20 protein-coding genes and 1 pseudogene are annotated in these 18,476 nt (G+C 65.4%); 7 read left to right on the forward strand and 14 right to left on the reverse strand.

All coding sequences use genetic code 11. The features are described from left to right. Positions 1-66: 66 nt before the first annotated feature. From RZ1_RS27225 to RZ1_RS27265, 9 genes are all read right to left on the reverse strand, one after another. Positions 67-819 (reverse strand): DUF8175 domain-containg protein, encoded by a 753-nt coding sequence (locus RZ1_RS27225; RefSeq protein WP_072815810.1) that lies wholly within the window; start codon positions 817-819, stop codon positions 67-69. Positions 820-852: 33 nt separating this feature from the next. Then, positions 853-1,251 (reverse strand): hypothetical protein, encoded by a 399-nt coding sequence (locus RZ1_RS27230; RefSeq protein WP_226949904.1) that lies wholly within the window; start codon positions 1,249-1,251, stop codon positions 853-855. Positions 1,252-1,276: 25 nt separating this feature from the next. Continuing rightward, positions 1,277-2,791 carry an AAA family ATPase gene (locus RZ1_RS31710; RefSeq protein ID WP_072815811.1) on the reverse strand — a complete coding sequence of 505 codons (1,515 nt, stop codon included), beginning with the start codon at positions 2,789-2,791 and terminating at the stop codon, positions 1,277-1,279. Between the two features lie 10 nt (positions 2,792-2,801). Further along, positions 2,802-3,401: a hypothetical protein gene (locus tag RZ1_RS27240; protein WP_072815812.1), complete on the reverse strand. Its 600-nt coding sequence runs from the start codon at positions 3,399-3,401 to the stop codon at positions 2,802-2,804. Beyond that, entirely contained in the window at positions 3,398-4,042 is a 645-nt protein-coding gene (locus RZ1_RS27245; RefSeq protein ID WP_072815813.1) for a hypothetical protein, read from the reverse strand. Before RZ1_RS27245 ends, RZ1_RS27240 begins: the two co-directional genes overlap by 4 nt. 66 nt (positions 4,043-4,108) lie before the next feature. Next, positions 4,109-5,713: a peptidoglycan DD-metalloendopeptidase family protein gene (locus tag RZ1_RS27250; RefSeq protein ID WP_238071878.1), complete on the reverse strand. Its 1,605-nt coding sequence runs from the start codon at positions 5,711-5,713 to the stop codon at positions 4,109-4,111. Between the two features lie 154 nt (positions 5,714-5,867). After that, positions 5,868-7,847, reverse strand: coding sequence for a cutinase family protein (locus RZ1_RS27255; RefSeq protein ID WP_072815816.1), 1,980 nt, complete (start codon positions 7,845-7,847; stop codon positions 5,868-5,870). Beyond that, positions 7,844-8,371, reverse strand: coding sequence for a DUF8176 domain-containing protein (locus RZ1_RS27260; RefSeq protein ID WP_238071880.1), 528 nt, complete (start codon positions 8,369-8,371; stop codon positions 7,844-7,846). Before RZ1_RS27260 ends, RZ1_RS27255 begins: the two co-directional genes overlap by 4 nt. A 233-nt stretch (positions 8,372-8,604) precedes the next feature. Next, the gene (locus RZ1_RS27265) at positions 8,605-9,879 is read right to left on the reverse strand and encodes a hypothetical protein (protein ID WP_072815836.1); all 1,275 of its coding nucleotides are present in this window, start codon (positions 9,877-9,879) and stop codon (positions 8,605-8,607) included. A gap of 537 nt (positions 9,880-10,416) precedes the next feature. Between RZ1_RS27265 and RZ1_RS27270 the strand changes: the two genes are divergently transcribed. Next, entirely contained in the window at positions 10,417-10,863 is a 447-nt protein-coding gene (locus RZ1_RS27270) for a helix-turn-helix domain-containing protein (RefSeq protein ID WP_072815817.1), read from the forward strand. A gap of 216 nt (positions 10,864-11,079) precedes the next feature. Here RZ1_RS27270 and RZ1_RS27275 read toward each other — a convergent pair whose 3' ends face one another. From RZ1_RS27275 to RZ1_RS27280, 3 genes and pseudogenes are all read right to left on the reverse strand, one after another. Then, a complete protein-coding gene (locus RZ1_RS27275) occupies positions 11,080-11,787 on the reverse strand; it encodes a hypothetical protein (RefSeq protein ID WP_244899400.1) in 708 nt (235 codons plus the stop codon). A gap of 57 nt (positions 11,788-11,844) precedes the next feature. Next, positions 11,845-12,132, reverse strand: a pseudogene (locus RZ1_RS31520) (GAF domain-containing protein); the annotation flags it as partial. Between the two features lie 73 nt (positions 12,133-12,205). Then, positions 12,206-13,615: a cytochrome P450 gene (locus tag RZ1_RS27280; protein WP_072815820.1), complete on the reverse strand. Its 1,410-nt coding sequence runs from the start codon at positions 13,613-13,615 to the stop codon at positions 12,206-12,208. A 222-nt stretch (positions 13,616-13,837) separates the two neighbouring features. On the opposite strand from RZ1_RS27280, the gene RZ1_RS27285 reads away from it, so the two are divergent. Together RZ1_RS27285 and RZ1_RS27290 are read left to right on the forward strand one after the other, a co-directional pair. Further along, positions 13,838-13,990 (forward strand): toxin-antitoxin system HicB family antitoxin, encoded by a 153-nt coding sequence (locus RZ1_RS27285; protein WP_218020497.1) that lies wholly within the window; start codon positions 13,838-13,840, stop codon positions 13,988-13,990. 380 nt (positions 13,991-14,370) lie between these two features. Continuing rightward, positions 14,371-15,369 (forward strand): replication protein, encoded by a 999-nt coding sequence (locus RZ1_RS27290; RefSeq protein WP_072815821.1) that lies wholly within the window; start codon positions 14,371-14,373, stop codon positions 15,367-15,369. A gap of 70 nt (positions 15,370-15,439) precedes the next feature. Here the strand turns inward: RZ1_RS27290 and RZ1_RS27295 are convergent, their stop codons facing one another. Both RZ1_RS27295 and RZ1_RS27300 read right to left on the reverse strand, forming a co-directional pair. After that, complete coding sequence (locus RZ1_RS27295) at positions 15,440-15,703, reverse strand: sigma factor-like helix-turn-helix DNA-binding protein (RefSeq protein WP_072815822.1); 264 nt, start codon at positions 15,701-15,703, stop codon at positions 15,440-15,442. Continuing rightward, positions 15,700-16,587: a replication initiation protein gene (locus RZ1_RS27300; RefSeq protein WP_072815824.1), complete on the reverse strand. Its 888-nt coding sequence runs from the start codon at positions 16,585-16,587 to the stop codon at positions 15,700-15,702. The genes RZ1_RS27295 and RZ1_RS27300 overlap by 4 nt, the downstream gene beginning before the upstream one ends. Positions 16,588-16,774: 187 nt before the next feature. Here RZ1_RS27300 and RZ1_RS27305 point away from each other — a divergent pair, with 187 nt between their 5' ends. The 4 genes from RZ1_RS27305 to RZ1_RS27320 all read left to right on the forward strand — a co-directional run. Further along, a complete protein-coding gene (locus RZ1_RS27305; protein WP_072815825.1) occupies positions 16,775-17,047 on the forward strand; it encodes a ParB family protein in 273 nt (90 codons plus the stop codon). Then, a complete protein-coding gene (locus RZ1_RS27310) occupies positions 17,044-17,301 on the forward strand; it encodes a ParB family protein (RefSeq protein WP_072815827.1) in 258 nt (85 codons plus the stop codon). The genes RZ1_RS27305 and RZ1_RS27310 overlap by 4 nt, the downstream gene beginning before the upstream one ends. A 379-nt stretch (positions 17,302-17,680) precedes the next feature. Next, positions 17,681-17,953, forward strand: coding sequence for a hypothetical protein (locus RZ1_RS27315; RefSeq protein ID WP_072815828.1), 273 nt, complete (start codon positions 17,681-17,683; stop codon positions 17,951-17,953). Positions 17,954-18,231: 278 nt separating this feature from the next. Next, the coding region (locus RZ1_RS27320; RefSeq protein WP_244899398.1) for a DUF2637 domain-containing protein at positions 18,232-18,476 on the forward strand (245 nt) is incomplete at its 3' end.

An 18,476-nucleotide genomic window follows, 5' to 3' on the forward strand; every position in this document is an offset into this window, starting at 1 on the left:
CACTCGAGGCCAACGCGAGCACTGCCAGCAGCACCGCAAGAAAAGTACGGACAAGGGGTCGCATGATTACTCCACGAAGAAGGTGTAGAGGCCGTTCGCGCCGAATTCGGCGAGAGTGGAGTCCCCTTCGGGGAACGAGACCTCTTCGGGCTCGGGTCCGGACCGGAACGCCCAATCGACGGCCTTCCAATCCCCGTTCTCCCACTCCAAGGTCACCGTGGTCGTGGACCAAACCGTGAGGACGCTGATCTTGCCCGTGCCGCTCAGATCGCTCTGGCTCGCCGAGACTGCCCACACCGACACCACCGCACGGTCATCCGAGTAGTCCGTGACGTTGACCAGGACCGGGATGTTGTTCATCACGGTGTCTTCGGAGTGCGAGACGTTGTCCTCGACAATGGCAATCAAAGCATCGCTGGCGCCGTCCCCGACAAGGTTGTTTTTCAGGTCGGCGGCGGTCACCCGGCCGAGGGCGATCTGGCTCACTGCCTGCACGAAGTTGGCGGCAGCGGTCTGTGCTCCGGCCTCGGTGTGGTCGTAGCCATGCGGAACACCGTTGGTGATCGAGTTGGGACCGTGCCCGGTCCGCACCGTGTCGGACTCCGAGCTACCGCCGCTCAGCCCCGCGAGAATGATCCCGAGGATCGTCACCACGAGCAGGATCACCAGGCCGTACTTGAACCATGAGGGCAGTCTGTCGAACGCTGCCTTCCATCCTTTGGTCTCTGCCGTCTTCGCCGAGGATGTCGGCGTCGGTGCTGCTGTTGCCGAGGGCGATTGCTGGGAGCCCGGCTTGATCGAGCTGAAATCGGGTGCCATCTGATTCTCCTAACAGTGCTGGTAGATCGGCTATCAGCCGTTGACGACGAACAAGATGGCGCCGACGATGATCCCGGCTCCGGCCACGCAACCGAACGCCACACCAGCGGTCTTGGCCGAATCCATCGAATCGCTCAATTCGCTCTGGTAGCCCCCGGCGCGAGCCTTACGGATCTTGTAGAGCGAAATGATCAGGTTGACTGCGGATACCGCCAGGACCGCACCCCAGATACCGCCCGCAATCCGCGACCAGGTGCTCTGGAACGTAGGACCGAACACCCCCAGATCAGGGGAGATTCCGTCGAGTGGATTGTCGGTCTGAGCCGAGGCGGTACCGGCGGTGAGCAACACCGTGCCGATCGTGGCCGACAGCAGGGACGCAGCACGGGCCACGCTACGAGGTAGCGACCGCATCGAGGTATTGCGAGACATCACAGGGGTCCTTTCACACAGAAGGTCAGGCGTAGGGATCGAAGCTCGACGGCTTCGGTGGTTGCGGCCGTCGGGCCGGGGCCGGCGGTTGGTGCACCTCAGCAGCGGATTCGCTCGAGGCGTCCGGTTCGGGGGCCGCTTCCGCCGCCTCGGCGGTGGGCCGGTAGTCCAGGGGCAGGTCCCTGGCCGGGTCCGTCTCAGGCACCCGGACAGCAGGAGCGGCAGCGGGTTCCACTACCGGGGCCGGGGGCGGCTCAGCTGCGGGAACCGACTCGGGAGCCGGGGCCGGCTGGGGCGCTACGAAGCTCGGAACGTCCGCCGCGAACGTCGGCGGAGCCGGTTCCGGGGCGATCGCCGGAGCCGGTACCCCCTGCTGCCGGAGTCCGGCCTGCCGCTCGACGATGGCCTCGGCTAGCGCATCGGTCACCATCGCCGCGACATTCGTCCACGCGATGATCGAACTCTGCGACAACGCCTCGAGCGTGATCCGCTCACCGGTGGCGAAGACCGGCTCGAATGGGACCCGAACGTAGGTCTGCACACCGAGAGAGTCGAACTCGTCGACAATCGCAGTTTCGAGGTTCGGATCGGACCCCGGTGTCGCGCACAGCAGCACGATCACAGAGCGCACCAGATGCTCGAACCCCCGCTTACGGAGGCCGTCGAGCATCGCGTACGCGTGCTGCGCCATGTCCCGGCGCATCGGCAGCGGCACCACCAGCACGTCGGCGTGGCGCACCGCCCACTGCCATGCCCCGGCCTGCGGAGTGGTGGCTGTGTCGATAATCAACAGGTCGCGATGGCGACGAAGCACCGCGCCCAACGCCGCGCACTCGTCCTCGCCGAGCATGTCGTCGTAGGAAGAATCGGTGTCCCCGGCCAGGATCTCGTCGTGGGTGGGCTGGAGCCGCAGATACGCCGCCAGCTCCCCCGCCTCGACGTCGGCCGACATCAGCCGCGATGCGTTGTCGAGGACATCCCACACCGTGCGTTCGATGGGTGCGGTGCGCGCTGCGCGAATGCCGAGGGTGCCGCCGGCCTCGCTCATATCCACTGCCACGACCCCGCGGCCGCGATGCTTACCGAGCATCGCTGCCAGGGCAATCGACGTCGGAGTTTTGCCGGCTCCGCCCTTGGTGTTGACCACAGCGACCGTGCCCGAACCCGGCAGCGTTCGCTGGATCGCTTCGACCGCCGCCCGGTGGCCGGTCTCTGCCGATGCCGCCTTCGGGGCCAGTTTCGTTCCCAGAGCTGCATTGATCCGACCCCGCCAACCCCACTGAGCAGGCTGAGAAAGTGCCGGTGAGGCGGCCTCGTCGAACAGTGCGCCGTGCCCGGTGGACGGCATTGCTGTCGGCGCGATCGGCTCGTCGACGGCCGCGAGAGCATCTACTCCGACCCCATACGGATCGGCGATGTCCTCGGTTACAGGCTCGGGAGCCGGGGCCGGTTCGGGTTCGACAGCGGGACGGCTCGGGCGTAGCCGCAGCCGACGCGGGTCGATGGTCGGTTCGTGGTTGTAGTCAGCGATGTCAGCCATCACGCTTACCTCACAGGGTGGTGACGGACGAAACGCGCCATCCGTCGCCGTTGTCGGTCAGCACCACGGCGACGTACTGCACGTCTGTGCCGATCTCGGTGCCGCTGGAATCGGTGACCGTGCTGGTCACCTCGTACATGCCGTGATACTTCGTCGCGGTATTGGCCTGTCCCTGGTTGGGGACCTCCACCGCCACGGCGGTGACCGTCGCGCCCTGCGACGCCCACTGTGCCCACTCACCGCTGGCCTTGACCGGGATCTGCACATCGGCGCGGACCTGCGCGTCGAGTTCGCCGGTCAGCACGCCCAGATCGGCGGCCCGCACCGGCGCGTCGTTGCGATTGGTGTCGGTACGGGTGTCATAGGAGAACCAGGTCTCGACGACCGTGCGGCCGAGCTCGCCCGGATCGGAAGTGTCCACACTCGGTGCCGCCGGAACGGGGGTGGACTGCTCGATGGGCGCAGCCGGTTCGGTGGGAGGCCATGCCTCCGTCGACGACGGTTGTGCCGACGAGTTCGTAGTGCTCTGGTCCTGGTCGGTCTCGGAGCTGCATCCGGCCACCGTTAGGGCTCCGGCGAGGACACCGATCAGTGCCAGTCGGCGGATCATTCGGCCACCACCAGATCCGACAGGCGGATCGCCCGCCATTCGCCGTAGCCCGGTTCGAGGCACCACTGCTCGGCCGGATTGCCGGTCGGCGTCACCTCGAGATCGAGAATGACCTGCTTTTTCGCCGCGAGATCGGCCAGTTTCACCCCGTCGATGCGTTCACTGCTCACCCGCAGACGCAACCGAACCGCCTCGACCTCAAGATGGTCGCGGACTTTCGCAGCGAGGAACACGGCTTTACCGGCGCTGGCCTCGTCCGCCGAGTCCTGATCGCCGGGCCGGAAGATCCGATCGTCCTTGTGGAACGATCCGTACCAGGCGACATCGCTGGTGTCGGCATCGCCGACGACGGCGAACGAGCCACGTTCGTCGCCGGCCGAGGCCAAAGACACCACCGGAGCCGACGCGGCGGCCGCGGCCAGCTTTTCGGCCCGTTCACGCTGCTCGCGTTCTCGCAGGGCGTCGTAGTCCACATCGAACTGCTTGTAGAGCTCGCGCTTGATCTTCGGCCACTGAGTGCGCGTCATCAGGTTGTTCTCCGCAGCCCAAGCCCGCAGGTCCGAGGCCGTCATCGCCTGCACTGTCCGGGTCGATCCGAGGGTGCGGACGGCCGATTCCGCCTTGTCCCACTCTTCGCTCACGGTGTGATGTTCCCTTCCTGGTGTGTCATCGTTTCCGATGTTCTGGCGTATGAAATCCGTTGTGCATCAATTAAATCGGATTGCTCTGACATGTTTCTGGGGCGTCCATTCGGTGATCCGGACCTTCTCTCCGGACTGGGGCGCTTCGACAACTTTGTTGTCCCCCATCCAGATCCACACGTGGCCGGGGTAGGGCTGCACGATGTCTCCGGGTTGCAAGTCCGCCGCCTCGGTTACAGGCGTCCCCCGAGGATCGTTGACCTGAGCGGAGTCCTGTTGTGGCAGAACGATTCTTCCGTCCGTCGCCTGCGCCACCGCGTACACGACCAGGCCCGAGCAGTCGAAGCCGACCTTGTTGTGGTCGCCGTGCTCATCGGCGACACCGCCATCGGCGATGCCGCGAGTCGGGCCGGTGGCATCCCCGCCGCCCCAGGCGTAATCGGTGCCCAGCCATCCAAGTGCTGCATCGACCACCCGCGAACCACTCACCGACGGCGGCCGAGGCTGGTCGACACCGGCGAAGTCAGCGCGGCCGGCCAGGATATTGCGGACGTAGCTCGTGGTCTCCGCGTTGCCGCACACCCCGCCGGAAGCGAGTGTGTTGCCCGGCCCGCAGTTGTAGGCCGAGAGCATCAACTCGGTGCCGTCACCTGAAACTTTTCCCTCGCGGAGCCACTGCTGCGTCTGCTCCCACATCTGGCAGTCGTAGGCGGCCATCGCCATCACCGAATCACCGATGGAATTCACGTCGGCCACGCCGTCACCGTCGTAGTCCTGGCCGATCGAGGCCCAGGTTGCGGGCATGAACTGCCCCGGCCCGCGTGCCCCCGCCGGAGACACCGGCGAGGAGGGACCGTAGCGGAACTGGTTCTCGGCGTAGAGCTGGGAGGCCAGCAAAGGAGCGTCGATCGCCTCGCAGGTCTGAGCCGCCTTGACGATCCACTCCCGGAACTCCTCGGGGACCGATCCCGGCGCGAGGGAGCGTCCGCCGGGGCGCGTCAGGCCGGTGCAACCGGCACCGAGCGGAGTCTCGGCCGCGACCAGCTGCACATTCGGCGAGGTCGGACGCTGTTGCGGGGCGTCGAGTTCAGACGCATCGGCCAGCCACGGCATCGGGTCGATCGGAGATCCACCGTCTAGTCGGCCGCCGGGCCAGACCTCGAAATGCAGGTGCGGTCCGGTCGAACCTCCGGCGTTGCCGACCAGGCCGATCAGATCCCCGGCGCGCACCTCGTCACCGACGGAGACGAGAACACCGTCCGGGAACATGTGCCCGTAGACCGTCGAGATGGTCGACCCGTCCGCGGTGGCCGAGTCGACGATGATCCAGTTGTCGAAACCGTTCTCATCGCTCGCGCCGGAATCTCCTGCTGCAACAACGATTCCGTCGATCGGTGCATAGAAGGGCGTACCGATCGGCGCCGCCAGGTCGATGCCGTTGTGCGAGGTACCCCAGCGCGGGCCGAAACCGGAGGTGAACGTGTAGGTGCCGGTGACCATCGGCTGCACCTTCTTGCCGGTGGCAGCACGCAGGCTGTTCGGTGACCGGGACGGTCCCTGCGTCGGCAGGCAGTTGTCCGGATCGGGATTGTCGCTGCCGCACATCACCAGCGCACCCATCAGGGCCACGACGCTGGCTGCCAGCGTAATTTTCGTCGTCGAAGAAGCCACGTTCTCACCCCCTTTGCATGAGTGCTTGTCGCTAGCCCGCCCAGGCCATGCACGTGAGTGACTTCGCATCCGCCCGCCCGAGGTCGGATGCCGTGTTAGTGGAAGGCTCCCGGTCCTGGCAGCGGCACCACCCGCTGACCAGGACCGACCGGCCTCAGCCGATCGCCTTGGCGAAAACCTTCACCATCGTGTCGATCGCGTTGTCCCTCCCATCCGGGGACCAGCTCGGATACGCAATGTGCGAATTCGAGGCGTAGAAACTCGCCGCGGTGAATCCTTCGGCCACCAGCTGCCCCAGCTCGGCCGCACTGTCACTGCTCGCCAGCGTCATCACCGACTGGCCCAGGCCGGCCAGATCACTGTCCTGTGCCTGCACCGACATCAGCGAGCCGATCGGATCGCCCGGATCGTGCAGTTGATCGGGACTCATCTTCTGGCCCGGGGTGAGCACGCCGAGAGCCACCTGCGCCAGATCCACCGCCACCGGCATCAGCCGAGACAGCTCGAGCACGTTCCCGCTTTCGGCCACCGACCAGGCGATTTCCTGAATCTCGCCGACATTGCGGGCCAAGCGGATCACATCGACGTTGCCGAGCAGATCAAGCACCAGCGCGGCGATTGCGGCCGTGCCGGACGGGTCCGGAACCATCGCCACCAGCCGTGAGAGTGTCTTGAAATCCACCCCGGCAGCCATCTTCACCAGCGGGGAGAGCTGATTGTTCAGATCGCCCGCGACCGCGTGCGCCCCGTGCACATCGCCGGTGGCAATCTTGATCGGAAGCTGCTGCAACCCGGCCGCCACCGCCGGATAGTCGACCGAGGTCACGCCGGAGACGACGCCCAGCAGTTGATTGATGATCGTCGTCGGCTTGGCTACCGAAAGCACCTGCGTTGCCGTCCGCAACTCCACCGGACCCGAGGCCGCCAACGGCGACAGACCCGCGACCAGCGCATCTGCCGACCCTGCCAGCGTCGACACATCGACCGACTCCCCCGAGGCCCGTGACTTGAGCAAGGCCGTGCTCACCCCGGTCACCGCTTCGGCGGCCGACAACACTGCCGGGACATCGACCTGCTCGAGCATGTCGAGCACGCTCGCCGTGGTCGCCTCCGGCGATCCCTCGGGAGCTGAGGTGAACGTCTCACGCGCGCCCGGATTGCTGTCGATCCACTGTCGCGCCTGGTCGACCGGCGTCAAAGTCTCCGACACCAGCCGCGCCTGCTGCGTCATGCGGGCGATGTTCGCCGCTGAGGTGGTCGACGTCGGACCAGCGGCATCGAGCGAAGACACCGACTCGGCCAGTTGCGAGGCTGCCCCGAACACCGCTGACAGATCCGCGTTGCGCCAGGTCCCCGGTGAGGACAGCTCATCGACCAGGGAGGATTGCGCCACTGTCGACGTGCCGGTGATCGTCGGAGTCTGGGGTGATGCAGTCGAGGCGAGTTCGGTAGAGACATCGACCGCTCCCGGCGGATTGGCGATGATCCGGCCCAGAGACGCCAGGAACGGCGTCGACTGACCATCGGTGTTGCAGTACGCATCGTCCGGGTGGCAGATGTCGAACACCTTGCCCGCGAGCTTGCCGAACCCTTCCGGGGCCGGCCCCGCGATGCCCTGACCGCTCAGGGGCGGGCCGATCAACGTTGCGCCCTCGGTGCCCCGCTTCGGATTGGCGAGCAGAATCACCGCCTTGACCTGCTGCGGAGTGACGGGGCCGAGACCGTGGCCGATGTTGACGGCCAGATCGTTGCCGATCTGCGCGCCCTGGCTGTACCCGGCGATGAGGTACGTCGACGACGGGCACCGCTCCATCAACTCCGCTGCCGCTTTGTCGCCCCGCGACTTCGATTCGGCATAGGACGTGCCGTTGAAGAACGCCTCGCCCGGATACGGCACGTACACCACGTCGAGGTTCTTGCCGAACCGTTGCTCGAGTGCGTCACCGACCGCCGCGAGCATGCCCGTCGGCACGGTCGGATCAGCATGAGCGGACGTTTCCGTCGTGCCGGGAATCATCAGCGCGATCGTGCGCGCACACCCGTTCGTTTCCGCTGCATGAGCAACCGTCGGTGTGCTTACCGCGGCCGCGGTGGTCACTGCTGCCGCTGCCAGAGCGAGACTTGCTTTCCTCATGACCCGACCTCTTCGATGGAGCGGATCATCACTCGGCCGTCCTCGGCCGTGGTCGTTGTGATGCGCTGTTTGAACTCGTTGCGCCGATCCGGGCGGACCTCGGTGATCTGCGCGCTGTAGATGTTCGGCCCGATGGCCGTGACCTCGAGGCAGTGCGTGGTCCCCAGCGGCACGGTGTCGATGCCCTGCTGGATCATTGCCGCGTCGGGCAACGGCGCATCAGGGGCCATCAACTCCCGCACCGACTCACCCGAACGCAGCAGGTAATAGCGGTGTTCGAGCGCCGCGATCACCCCTTCGCCGGAGAGTTGGTCACCCTCGCCAGGTGAGCACGGGTCATCTGCCGCTGCCGCTGTCGGCGCAGCGGTTGCGATGTCCGGGACCAGGCCACCGAAGTCCGCGTCGTCGTCACCGCCGCCGACGAGAGCGGTGATGCCCCAGCCGGCCAGTCCCACGACGGCCACGGCCGCGAGGCCGAGACCGGCATAGGTCAGTCCCTTCCCGACAGGGCGGCGCGTGGTCACCTGCGTGGTCGGGTGAGTGGCGCGGCGACCGGCATCGGCCGCCGCGACCACTCGAGACGCCGACTCACGGGCGGACGCGGTTCTCCCGGAGGAAAAGCGCTCTTCGGCCGCCGGTACCGACACCGGCACCGACTCCCGAACCATGCGGGTGCGAGGTGCGGTCGCATCGAACACCCGAGGTGAGCCCGCTCGGTCGTTCCGCTTCATCGGTTCGTCTCCCTCTTCGACTGGACTCAGGCGTCGACTGCCGGAGCGGGCGCGCCGAGACCCAGACCGACCGCCTCGCTGACCAGGCGCGATGCCAGCCCCGGCGTCGCGTCGGTGAAGAACGAGTCGAGTGCCTGGTCGACCTGCTCGATGACCTGCTCACCGCCGGGCTGTGCCTGAACGAAGTCGCGGACCTGCTCATCGATCGCAGGTGCGGTCTCGGTGGCGAAGGTCTGCACAGCGTCGACCGCAGCCGCACCGATGGGATCCTCCGACCACTGCGCGAGCGTGGTGTCGACCTGTTCTGTGACCTGTTCGGCCTCGATGTCGGGCACCTCGGTTTCGATCGGCGTGGCATCCTCGCCCGCGCCGTAAGCCGTGCCGACCCCGTACCCGGCCAGACCGCCGCCGAGTGCGCCCAGTCCACCACCGACCGCGCATCCGAGTCCGAATCCGGCCGCCGCACCAGCGGCGGTAGCGGCAACGCCCGAGGTCACGGGAGCAACCCCCGGAATCGGCAGAGGCACCATCGTGCCTGCTCCAGCCCCGACGATGCCCGCGACCGTGCTCACTGCCAGTGCGGTCGGGACACCAGCCGCGAGGCAGCCGGTGCCGAAGCCGGTCGCTGCACCTACGGCCGTGCCTGCAACCTGGGCCGAGGCGATCTTTTCGGCCTCTTCGGTCTCCATGCCGGTCGACCGGTGGTAGTCGGTGACCATCGCCTCGACCACTGCGGTCGTGCGGTTGGTCTTGTCGGCATCGACGTCCGAGACCCAGTTCGGCTGGTCGAAGATCACCCGGCCGAAACGCATCTTGTTGACCGGAGCCTCGATCGGCAGGGTCGGGCCTTCCACCACGACCGGCGCCTGCGGAGCAGGAACGCTGTAACCGGAGTAGCCGGAGTTGTCGCCGCCCGAATAGCCGTTGTACTGCGCCATCGACACACCGCCGCCGGTCTGCGGGTTGTAGGCGCGGGTGCCGCGGTTGTACTCGGCCGGAGGCGCTACCCAGAAGTTCTCGGCGGGCTGCGGATCAGGAGTCGAGGGTGCAGGAGCAGAAGTCGAGGGTGGCGTGGAGGTGATGCCCGCCTGCCCACCACCGGACTGCGGCGGGGACGTGATCCCTGCCTGCCCGCCGCCGGAGTCGCCGGTCGGCGCTGCTGCTGCCGTCGGCGCAAAGGCAATGAGCAACCCGGCTGCCGCCGGTACCAGAGTCGCGGTGCTGAGCACCGCACTGGTCGTTCGGCGGCGCCGGTGTCTGCCGGTGCCGGAAACCAGCTGATCTTCGTTGGATACGGACATGTACATCGCCTTTCCTGCGAATGAATCGAGTCCCGAATGCGTGAAGGACCTGAGCGAGAAAGAGATCCGTCAGGGCCGAGAAGATCGGGTGGTCACCACAGGGAGGTAGTCCGCTTGTGCACGTGTCGGCAGCGCCGACTAGGTGCGGGAACGCTGCCGTTGGCGCGCACAGTCGAGTAACGCCAGAACAGCAGCGCCCGACAAGGAAGTGGGCTCTCGTCCGCAGTGACCTGGTGCCCGAGCTTGCGTAGTCAGCCCGGACGGGTTGGTACGTAGGTGGTTCAACCCCGGATACGTGACACTGACGCCAATCACTGACACGTGTCCGGGGTTTTCCCTTTTGCCGGTGGCCTCACCGTGGCTCGCGCTGGTTGCCGGCCAGACGCTTCCCTCGGCTCAGCCGATCGTTACCTCCTTCGCTGCAAAACCCTTCATTGAAACTCTATTCCGGAACATTACAGCAAAATCTATTCCAGTGGAAGATGACGCAAGTCATTCCTGTAGGGCAGTGTTATGGCTCGTGGAAAGGTTTCGGGCATGACGAGACGGCCTCTTCGGGGATTCGACCGTGAGAGGCTGATCGATCTGCGGACAGAGAAGGGTTACACCCGTGGTGACCTGGCGAGGTTCGCCGAAGTGAGCGTGGCGGCCGTGCGTGCCTGGGAGTCCGGGCAGGCGACCCCGCAGGTGGACCGTCTGGCCCGTGTCGCCGCTGCCCTCGACGTTTCGATGTCCGAGCTGGTGCGGATACCTCCGCACGACCGGTATCTGGGTGATCTGCGCGTCCAGGCCGGCCTGACCCAGCCCCAGCTGGCGCTGCAAGCAGGCATTTCCACGGCCTCGCTCAGCAGCCTCGAGCTGGGGGAAACCTCGCTGCGAGAGACGGTAGCCGAACGACTGGCTCGAGCTCTGGGAGTGGACACAGCCGAGGTCCGCGCCGCCTACGAACGGGCCCGAACCCGACCGCCGGGCACACCCGTCTGACACGCGCGACACACTGTGTGTCGACGCACGACAAATACGGATAACCACGTCTGAGCTCCCCCCGCGGAGATAGCAGCCTGCCTCACGCAGACATGCGGAAGCGGCCGAAACCGGCTGTGCTACATCCGAGGCCGAGTGGACAAGCCCCGGGAAATCCCCACGGGCGGGGACGCGGAAGACAAACTATCAGATCACGGCCGATAGTCCGGGACCAACCTACCCGCCTCGCACCCCCCGATCGGATCCCTGCACATCCTCTGTGGCCGCATCGAATTCGTCGGCAATCGTTGAAATCTGAACGAGCACCAGGCGGTCGCTGAGAGGACCGGGATACGGGCTGATCGACAATTCAGCTGCCCGCCAGCCAGATTCCGAACGCAGACGAGCAGCGACACACCGAGGCGCGGTATCCCCCGAGCAAAACGTTGCCAGCGCATCGGCCAGCACATACCGATCGTCGGGATGCACGATTTCGTTTCCGCCCTTGATGTTTCGCCAGGATACCCACGGTGGAGCATCCGGCAGCCACATCGTCAGAACGGCGAGGTCGGCGGCGAAGACGCCGGTGTAGACCCCCGCTGACCGGAGCATCTCCTGCATTCCCAGCTCGCTCAACGTCGGCAACTCCGGTGACGTCGTATCGGAGACGTCGTGCCACAGCAGCCGCAATCCCACGTTGCCCGGATCAGTACGGCCCTTGCCCCAGCAGTACCAGCGCATCACCCGACCGTCGGCGTGCAGAACCGACATGGGAGCCTCCCACCGGCGACCGTGCACCGGATCGATGCCCAGCTCGAACAACGACGCCGAATCGTCGAACTTCACCGCCTTGGCGATGTACTCCGCAGGAGTTCGCTCCGGAACGTGCTCTTCAGGAAGCACCCCGGACATCATCGAGGCTTCGACCGTCTGGCCGATCACCATCCGCTCGAGACTCCACGCAATCCCAGCTGCGATACGAGGTGGGGTGGGAACCCGGCCGGGCTCCCCCACCCATACCTGGACACCGTGCGCATCCCCGCTGGGGCCGAGAACGGGCAGCGCCTCGATGTGAAACGCCTTCTGCGCCCCCTTACGCGAGCGCAGATCGATCGACACCGGCCGACGAGTGCGGATCACCTCGTCGATGATCCGCGTGACCGGAAGATCCGGGGCCGGCTGAACATGCCGGGTCACCGACGCCCAATCCTTGACTACGCCGCCGCAGCTGACAACGGACATCTCGCCGTCGACCAACGTCTCGACCAAATGCCACTCGTTGAGAACCATTGACGTATAACCTCCCCCGAACCGTGGGCACAGTACGGCTGCCCAGGGGGAACTTACCTGTCGGCCGCCTCCGTCACTGACGCGAGAGCTTGACCTTCAACCCCCGCGGTTTGAGAGTGATCGCCTCGTGCACGTCGAGCTCGTAACCCGGTTCCGGAGCGAAGTCGTACCGCCGGATCAGCGACGCGAGCGTGAGCACCGCCTCGTGCAACGCGAACTGCCGACCGATGCACGCCCGGATGCCGGTGCCCCACGGTTTGAAGATGTGCGCCGGCCGTTTGCGCACGGCCGCGGGCTCGAATCGATCCGGGTCGAACCGTTCGGGATCGTCGCCCCACAGCGGGTCGCGGTGCAGTTGCGGCAACAGTACGAACACCCACGAACCCTTCGGCAGCGTCCGTCCGCCGAGGGTGGTCTCACCGCGTACCTTGCGGAAATAACCCGGGGCGGCCGGCCACAACCGCAGCGTCTCGTCCACCACCCGCCGCACATACCGCAGCTTGGCGACCTGCTCGTACCCGATCCGGCCGTCGGCACCGACGACCTCGGCGATCTCGGCCCGCGCCTTCGTCACCACCTCGGGATGTCGGCTCAGGAAATGGACCGCGAAACCCAAGGTCGCCGCAGTGGTCTCGTTGCCCGCGACCAAGAAAGTCAGCACCTGATTGCGGATCGATTCACGGTCGAGCTGCTCGCCGGTGTCGGGATCGACGGTGTGCATCATCAGGTCCAGCAGATCGCCGTGCTGCTCGCCGGAGTGCATCCGCTCCTCGACGATGCGATCGACCGTGCCCTGCATCAGCGCGATGTCGTGTTCATGCTGCTCCCTGGCACTGCGGCCGAACAGTGTCCGGAGGATGGGGATGTCGTTCGACGAGCGGTTGATGTACTCGAGCGCCCGGCTCATCGCCGCGATGAACGGATCGGGTTCAGTGCGGCCGAACGAGTCGAAGTCGTAGCTGAAGCCGCACTGGCCGATGACGTCGAAGGTCAGCGACGTCATGCTCTTCGGCACGTCCACATACTCGCCGTCGGCCGCTGCGCTGTCCCAGCTGTCGACCAGTCGGTCGACGACGGTGAGCATCGAGTCGTGATAGCCACGCATCGCGGCCTGGCTGAAGCCAGGCCCGAGGATGTTGTGGGCTTTGCTCCAGTTCGGTTCGGAGTTGAACGCGGTGAACAGTCCGTCGCCGGCGATGACGCGAAGCTTGCGCAGCGGCTTGCCGAGGAACTTCGCCCACTTCTCCTCGTCGTTGACCTCGCGCACCAGATCGGCGCCCGAGACCACGATCAACCGGTGCTGGAGGATCTTGCGTTCGAAGATCCCACCGAGTTCCTGTGCCATCTGCATCTCACGCTGAACCGGCTTGGCCACGTCGATGCTGAGCAGATCACCCACCAGCGGAAGTCTCCATCGAGGTCGCGGGATCGGCTGGGAGTCGGTGGTCGCAGGGCTGCTCGTCGAAAGCTGCGGTGACGCCATTCGTGAGAGTGTGCCCCACCGCCGACGAGAGGCACACCGCCGCCTCCCACCGCTCAAGGGCTCCCTGACTGCCGTCCCACTAGTCGACACGCGCCACGCCGATGTACGGGGGTAACTGACATCCGCGCTCGCAGCCGCTAACCTGAGTCAGATTCAACGGGCCGATCTTGAAGAACCGGGGGTTTACGCATGGCACAGCCGCATAAAGGCGACCGCGCCGCGATGACTCTACGCATCCCCGCTGAGCTGCACGAACAGCTCCGCAACGATGCCAAAGACGCCAAGGTCGCGCTATCCCAATACGTCGCCGACCTGCTCGCACTACAAGCCGGTCGACCGGACCTTGCCCGCGAGATCAAGGCGGTGGCCGTGTAAACGCCACCAGAGAGGGCCGCTAGCCGCCAACTAGCCCGCCCTCAGATGCAGAAAACCCCCCGCCTGCCAAGCGAGGGGTCTTCCAAACCGAATCTGTGACCGAGCAAAGTCGCCAAACTCCTCGGGCACTCGAACTTTCTCTCCAGAAAGCCTTCGTTATGCATATTAGCGAGCGCTGCTCGTTTGGGCCAACTTCCGTCTCAAATCACACTCCCGCGTGTCGCCCTCAACGGAGCGCACACACCGCCCGGGACAACCGTCGAGGTCCCGGCCGCGCCACTCCCCAGACCCGCCGTGGTCGCCGTCGCGGCAGCTACAACCTCCGCGTAGCCGATGGTGCCTACTCCCCCATCCCCGTCTGGGACTCCCGCACGGGCTGGATGCGCCAGATCATCACCTTCGCCCGCAGCGAGACCGGTATCAAGATCTGCCACGAGCACCGCATCGCCCCGGACAAGTTCATCGCCGCCGCCAACGCTCACGCCGCTTACGCCGACGAATCCACCGGCCGCAGCCTCACCGCCGCCCGCGACACCCTCGCCGAGTACGCCGGCATTAGCACCGACGTCCTCGATCGTGCCCGCCAGATCCTTCGCCGCATCGGAGCCGCCGTCGAGCTCGTCCGCGGCCGCTACCTCACCATCGCCGAACGCATCGAAGCCAGCCTCACCCACGGTGGAAAGCAACTTCGCGCAGCTTCCGTGTGGGCCTTGACCAGCAAGTTCACTGCCAACTCTTCTGTTTATCCCCAGTTTCCGAATCATGCGGATCTACCGGAGAACCCTTTGGGTTCTACAGGTATCTCTCGTTCTCAAGTAATCACCAACGCGCGCGCTACGCGCCGCGCCCGGGCTTCGATGAAGGCCGGGAGCGACCCACGACCCCTGCACGCTCAGATCGCCGCAGCGCGCCTGGCCGACCGACTCGGTCCCACGATGCCCGAATACCGCGGCGTGGATCGGAATGGCCACTACGTACCCGGAATCACCCATCACCACGTCGGAGCGATCGCCGATGCCCTGACCGCCGCAGGCATCGACACCACCCGATGGACCGGCGACGACGTAGCCGACCAGATCACCGAGTTCCGCCGCGACCGCAGCCTCCCACACCTAGCATCCCCGACCGCTTTCCTGCGCTGGCAGCTCCGTGCCCTCGCCGATGTGTGGTCAGGGCCTACCCCCACCGAGCGCCGCACTGAGATCCAGGACCGCCGCGCCGCCGAACGTCGCGCCGAACTCGACCGGCGTGCTGCTCATCCTCCGGCCAGCGACGACACCCGTGCCACCGCTCTCGCCGAGATCCGGCAGATACTGTTCCGGCGCTCGGGCATGCGCACCCGGACCCGCGGGGACCGCTTCGACCGGCACCGCTACTGAACGAAATTCTCGCTCCGGTCAGAACCACAGCGGCGAAGGGGAATCGAATCGTTTCACGCGGAAGCCACTCCTACCCCTCGAGCTTGCGGGCATCATGCAGTATCCGACCCACCGCTCCGGTCGACATCTCCAGTTTCTCGGCGATCTCGCGGTACTTCATCCCCTGCTGGCGAAGTTCGACCACCTGCTTGCGTCGGCGTTCTGCGCGTTCGAGGAATTGGTCTCGGGGTTCGGCAATCAGGCGACGTGCAGTGCGCTCCGACGAGCCGAGCCGGCGTGCCAGTTCCTTTGCGGTGATGGACCGACGTTGTTGTGCCTGGGCGCTGCCGCTCATTGCGCGAACTCCAATGCTGTCGCCAGATTGAACTTGGTGGCCCGCTTCCTGTTTGCTTCCCGTTTGGCGGAGCTCATGACCTTGCCGCCCTTGCTGCCACGTACTGCCTGGCGCGCCCGGAACGTCCCCTCGTCGAAATTACGCCAGATCCACTTGCCGATGGAGTACGCCGTGGCACGGACCTCGATGAAAGGAAGAGGGTCGGCGAACTCGCTGTTGATTCCGTGACAACGCTGAAGAACCAGCTGAAGCCACTGGTCTACGGTGCCCTGACGATGGTGCCACCACTGTGGGTACGCCCACTTACGGGCAGTGTCGAACATCGTCACATTGCGGCCCAGACCCACGGAGCGGTCGGGCCGGCGCGGAGCCTGACGAGGTGTGTAGATGGTCGCCAGATCCCGCAACGAGTACGGATCCCCTGGACCGTAAATGGTTTCCCATTCAGGGTGGATCGGGTTCTTGGTCAGCTGCCCACCGTAGGAGAAGTCCCCGCCGACGGAGATACACAGACCTCGCTCGATGCGATGGGCATAGCGCAGCGGAGTCAACCGCGCCGAGTCGGTACGGCAGACTCGATGGTCGCCCAGCCACCAACCCAGGTGCGCCCGCCCTGAGGGAGACTGCGCGACCCAGCTCGGCGTCGGATGATCCGACGGTTTCTCGAACGCCCGCATCGCCGCATCGGGGTGGTCACAGTCGATGACGATCGATCCGAGCAACGCGTGTGGAGAGTGCTGGATGTAGCGCATCGTCAATGCCTGGTCACGGCTCATTCGGTACTGACCGTGCTCGAGTTGGTTCGTCGCGAACGGCCGATGCGGCAGTAGCACCTCGTTTCCCCACTGCTCGTCAGTGAGAAGGGACTCCCCCGCCGTTTCCATGCCGAGTACTGTGCACTACCAAGATCGAGTATTCGGGTAGGACACGCCGAGCCATATACAGACATTATTCGGGTAGGTCATGCCAAGCCATATCAGGTATCCGCCTCGCCTTCTCCCTTTCGAACCCTCGAACATGTCCATTCGTGGCAGAGGCTGTGCTTCACGTACCGAAGTTACGATGAGAACCATGACCGGGAAGAAGCGCATGGCCTTCGACATCAGCGAAGCCGACGCCGACCGGATTCGCGCCGCCTACGTCGGCACCCGCGCCATCCTGCCCCCGGCCACCCTCAGCGAGTTCATCACCGACCTGCTGGTCGAGGCCACCGAACGTCTCGAAGCCGAACACAACGACCGCCGGCCCTGGCGCACCCCCAGCCGCAGCGAACTCAAATCCCTCTCCCAGACCGGCGTCGGACGCAACGCCCCCAGCCGCCCAGGAGAACAGGACCAGCAATGACCGAGGCGTCACGCACACCGCGCCCCAAACTCGGGTTCCACACCGACCAGGCCGAACGCATCCGCGCTGCCTACCTCGGCACCCGCGCAGTCCTTCCGCCGAGCACCTTCAGCGAATTCCTCGAGACCGCCGTCCTCGAGACAATCGAACGACTCGAAGCCGAACACAACAACGGCCACAGCTGGGACGCCCCGACCACCGGGGAAGTCAAATCCACCGCCCAGACCGGCGTCGGCCGCTGGAATCGCACCTGACCGGTTCTCAGTCGCACATCCTCATGCGTTGAGGACACGATGAGAACCACCCATTCTCACCCCCAGTGGGACTCTCACACCTCATATAACCCATTATTGCTATGGAATCCCTTTCATGAGGCAGCAGCACAGAGAACCCTCAAGCACCCATGCGAGTGTGCGCGAGAATCCGTGACGATAACGCTCCCGCCAGCACAAACAACGCCTATCCGGTAGCCGGCCGAATGACAGTTGCCGCCGTCGTTCTCGTCGTAACGGTCGCCGTTCTCGCCGTCGAGCCGATAGCGGGGCGCACCACGACGCACCAAGATCAGTCGGTGCCGCGTGACACAGTGCCGACCACCGACTGACCGAGCCCGAGAAAAGGACCGCCACCGACGTGAATGAGCCCCACCTCTACGCCCGAACCACCTACCTCGGCTTCGACGGCCCACCCGAACCCGTCCGCAATCTCGCCGGAGGTCTCACGGGTCTGTGGTGGCTACTGATCATCGCGGCGCTCATCTGCTTCGGAGCATGCGAGTACATGCGGCGAAAAAGCGTGACCAGGAGGGAACGGCAAGAGAAGAACAGGCTCGGAGCGGCTTTCTTCCTCTACTGCGGCCTCATGGGATTCGTCGTCGGAGTCTTCGGCCTGATCGCCGCGAACTGACCCTTCCTGAACTACTCGGACCGGAGCTGTCGCGGGTGGATGCACCAGGGGGCGGCTTCGCCAACGATGGACCTCTGCAACGAGCAACAGGATCAGTCGACATTGTGAGACGCCGACCCGAGCGATAAGAACCATCACGCCCGAACGACTCCTCCGAGAACCGGCCGGAGCGCAGTCATCTCTCATCTCACGTATCCGCCTCGATCCCGTCGTGACCTGCGAATCTCATCTGAGAAACCCCTTCTCATATCATGGTTCTCATTGTTACTATGGGAACTATGATGTGGACGAAGCGACACAAGAACAAGAACGCCTCAGTGCCCGAGAACGTGACAGCCGTCAGCGGATCCATGTGGTTCGCAGGCGTGACCATCACCGTAGGAATCGGGGCGGCCGCGTTCATTCTCAGCTTCCTCGCACTGCGAGACCTGTGCATCCAGGCCGGCCAACCGAGAGAGATCGCCTTCCTGTTCCCCGTCATCGTCGACGGAACGATCCTGCAAGCAACGATGGGAGTCGTTTC

The sequence above is a fragment of the Rhodococcus zopfii NBRC 100606 = JCM 9919 genome, from assembly GCF_001895025.1.
GTDB lineage: Bacteria > Actinomycetota > Actinomycetes > Mycobacteriales > Mycobacteriaceae > Rhodococcus > Rhodococcus zopfii.

Bases quoted from the DNA above. Each gene is read 5' to 3' on its own strand.
- RZ1_RS27290 (WP_072815821.1), top strand. From the start codon at position 14,371: ATGCGCCAGATCATCACCTTCGCCCGCAGCGAGACCGGTATCAAGATC.
- RZ1_RS27300 (WP_072815824.1), bottom strand. From the start codon at position 16,587: ATGGAAACGGCGGGGGAGTCCCTTCTCACTGACGAGCAGTGGGGAAAC.
- RZ1_RS31710 (WP_072815811.1), bottom strand. From the start codon at position 2,791: ATGGCTGACATCGCTGACTACAACCACGAACCGACCATCGACCCGCGT.
- RZ1_RS27275 (WP_244899400.1), bottom strand. From the start codon at position 11,787: ATGGTGATCGGCCAGACGGTCGAAGCCTCGATGATGTCCGGGGTGCTT.
- RZ1_RS27280 (WP_072815820.1), bottom strand. From the start codon at position 13,615: ATGGCGTCACCGCAGCTTTCGACGAGCAGCCCTGCGACCACCGACTCC.
- RZ1_RS27230 (WP_226949904.1), bottom strand. From the start codon at position 1,251: ATGTCTCGCAATACCTCGATGCGGTCGCTACCTCGTAGCGTGGCCCGT.
- RZ1_RS27295 (WP_072815822.1), bottom strand. From the start codon at position 15,703: ATGAGCGGCAGCGCCCAGGCACAACAACGTCGGTCCATCACCGCAAAG.
- RZ1_RS27240 (WP_072815812.1), bottom strand. From the start codon at position 3,401: ATGATCCGCCGACTGGCACTGATCGGTGTCCTCGCCGGAGCCCTAACG.
- RZ1_RS27270 (WP_072815817.1), top strand. From the start codon at position 10,417: ATGACGAGACGGCCTCTTCGGGGATTCGACCGTGAGAGGCTGATCGAT.
- RZ1_RS27255 (WP_072815816.1), bottom strand. From the start codon at position 7,847: ATGAGGAAAGCAAGTCTCGCTCTGGCAGCGGCAGCAGTGACCACCGCG.
- RZ1_RS27265 (WP_072815836.1), bottom strand. From the start codon at position 9,879: ATGTCCGTATCCAACGAAGATCAGCTGGTTTCCGGCACCGGCAGACAC.
- RZ1_RS27285 (WP_218020497.1), top strand. From the start codon at position 13,838: ATGACTCTACGCATCCCCGCTGAGCTGCACGAACAGCTCCGCAACGAT.
- RZ1_RS27225 (WP_072815810.1), bottom strand. From the start codon at position 819: ATGGCACCCGATTTCAGCTCGATCAAGCCGGGCTCCCAGCAATCGCCC.
- RZ1_RS27305 (WP_072815825.1), top strand. From the start codon at position 16,775: ATGACCGGGAAGAAGCGCATGGCCTTCGACATCAGCGAAGCCGACGCC.
- RZ1_RS27310 (WP_072815827.1), top strand. From the start codon at position 17,044: ATGACCGAGGCGTCACGCACACCGCGCCCCAAACTCGGGTTCCACACC.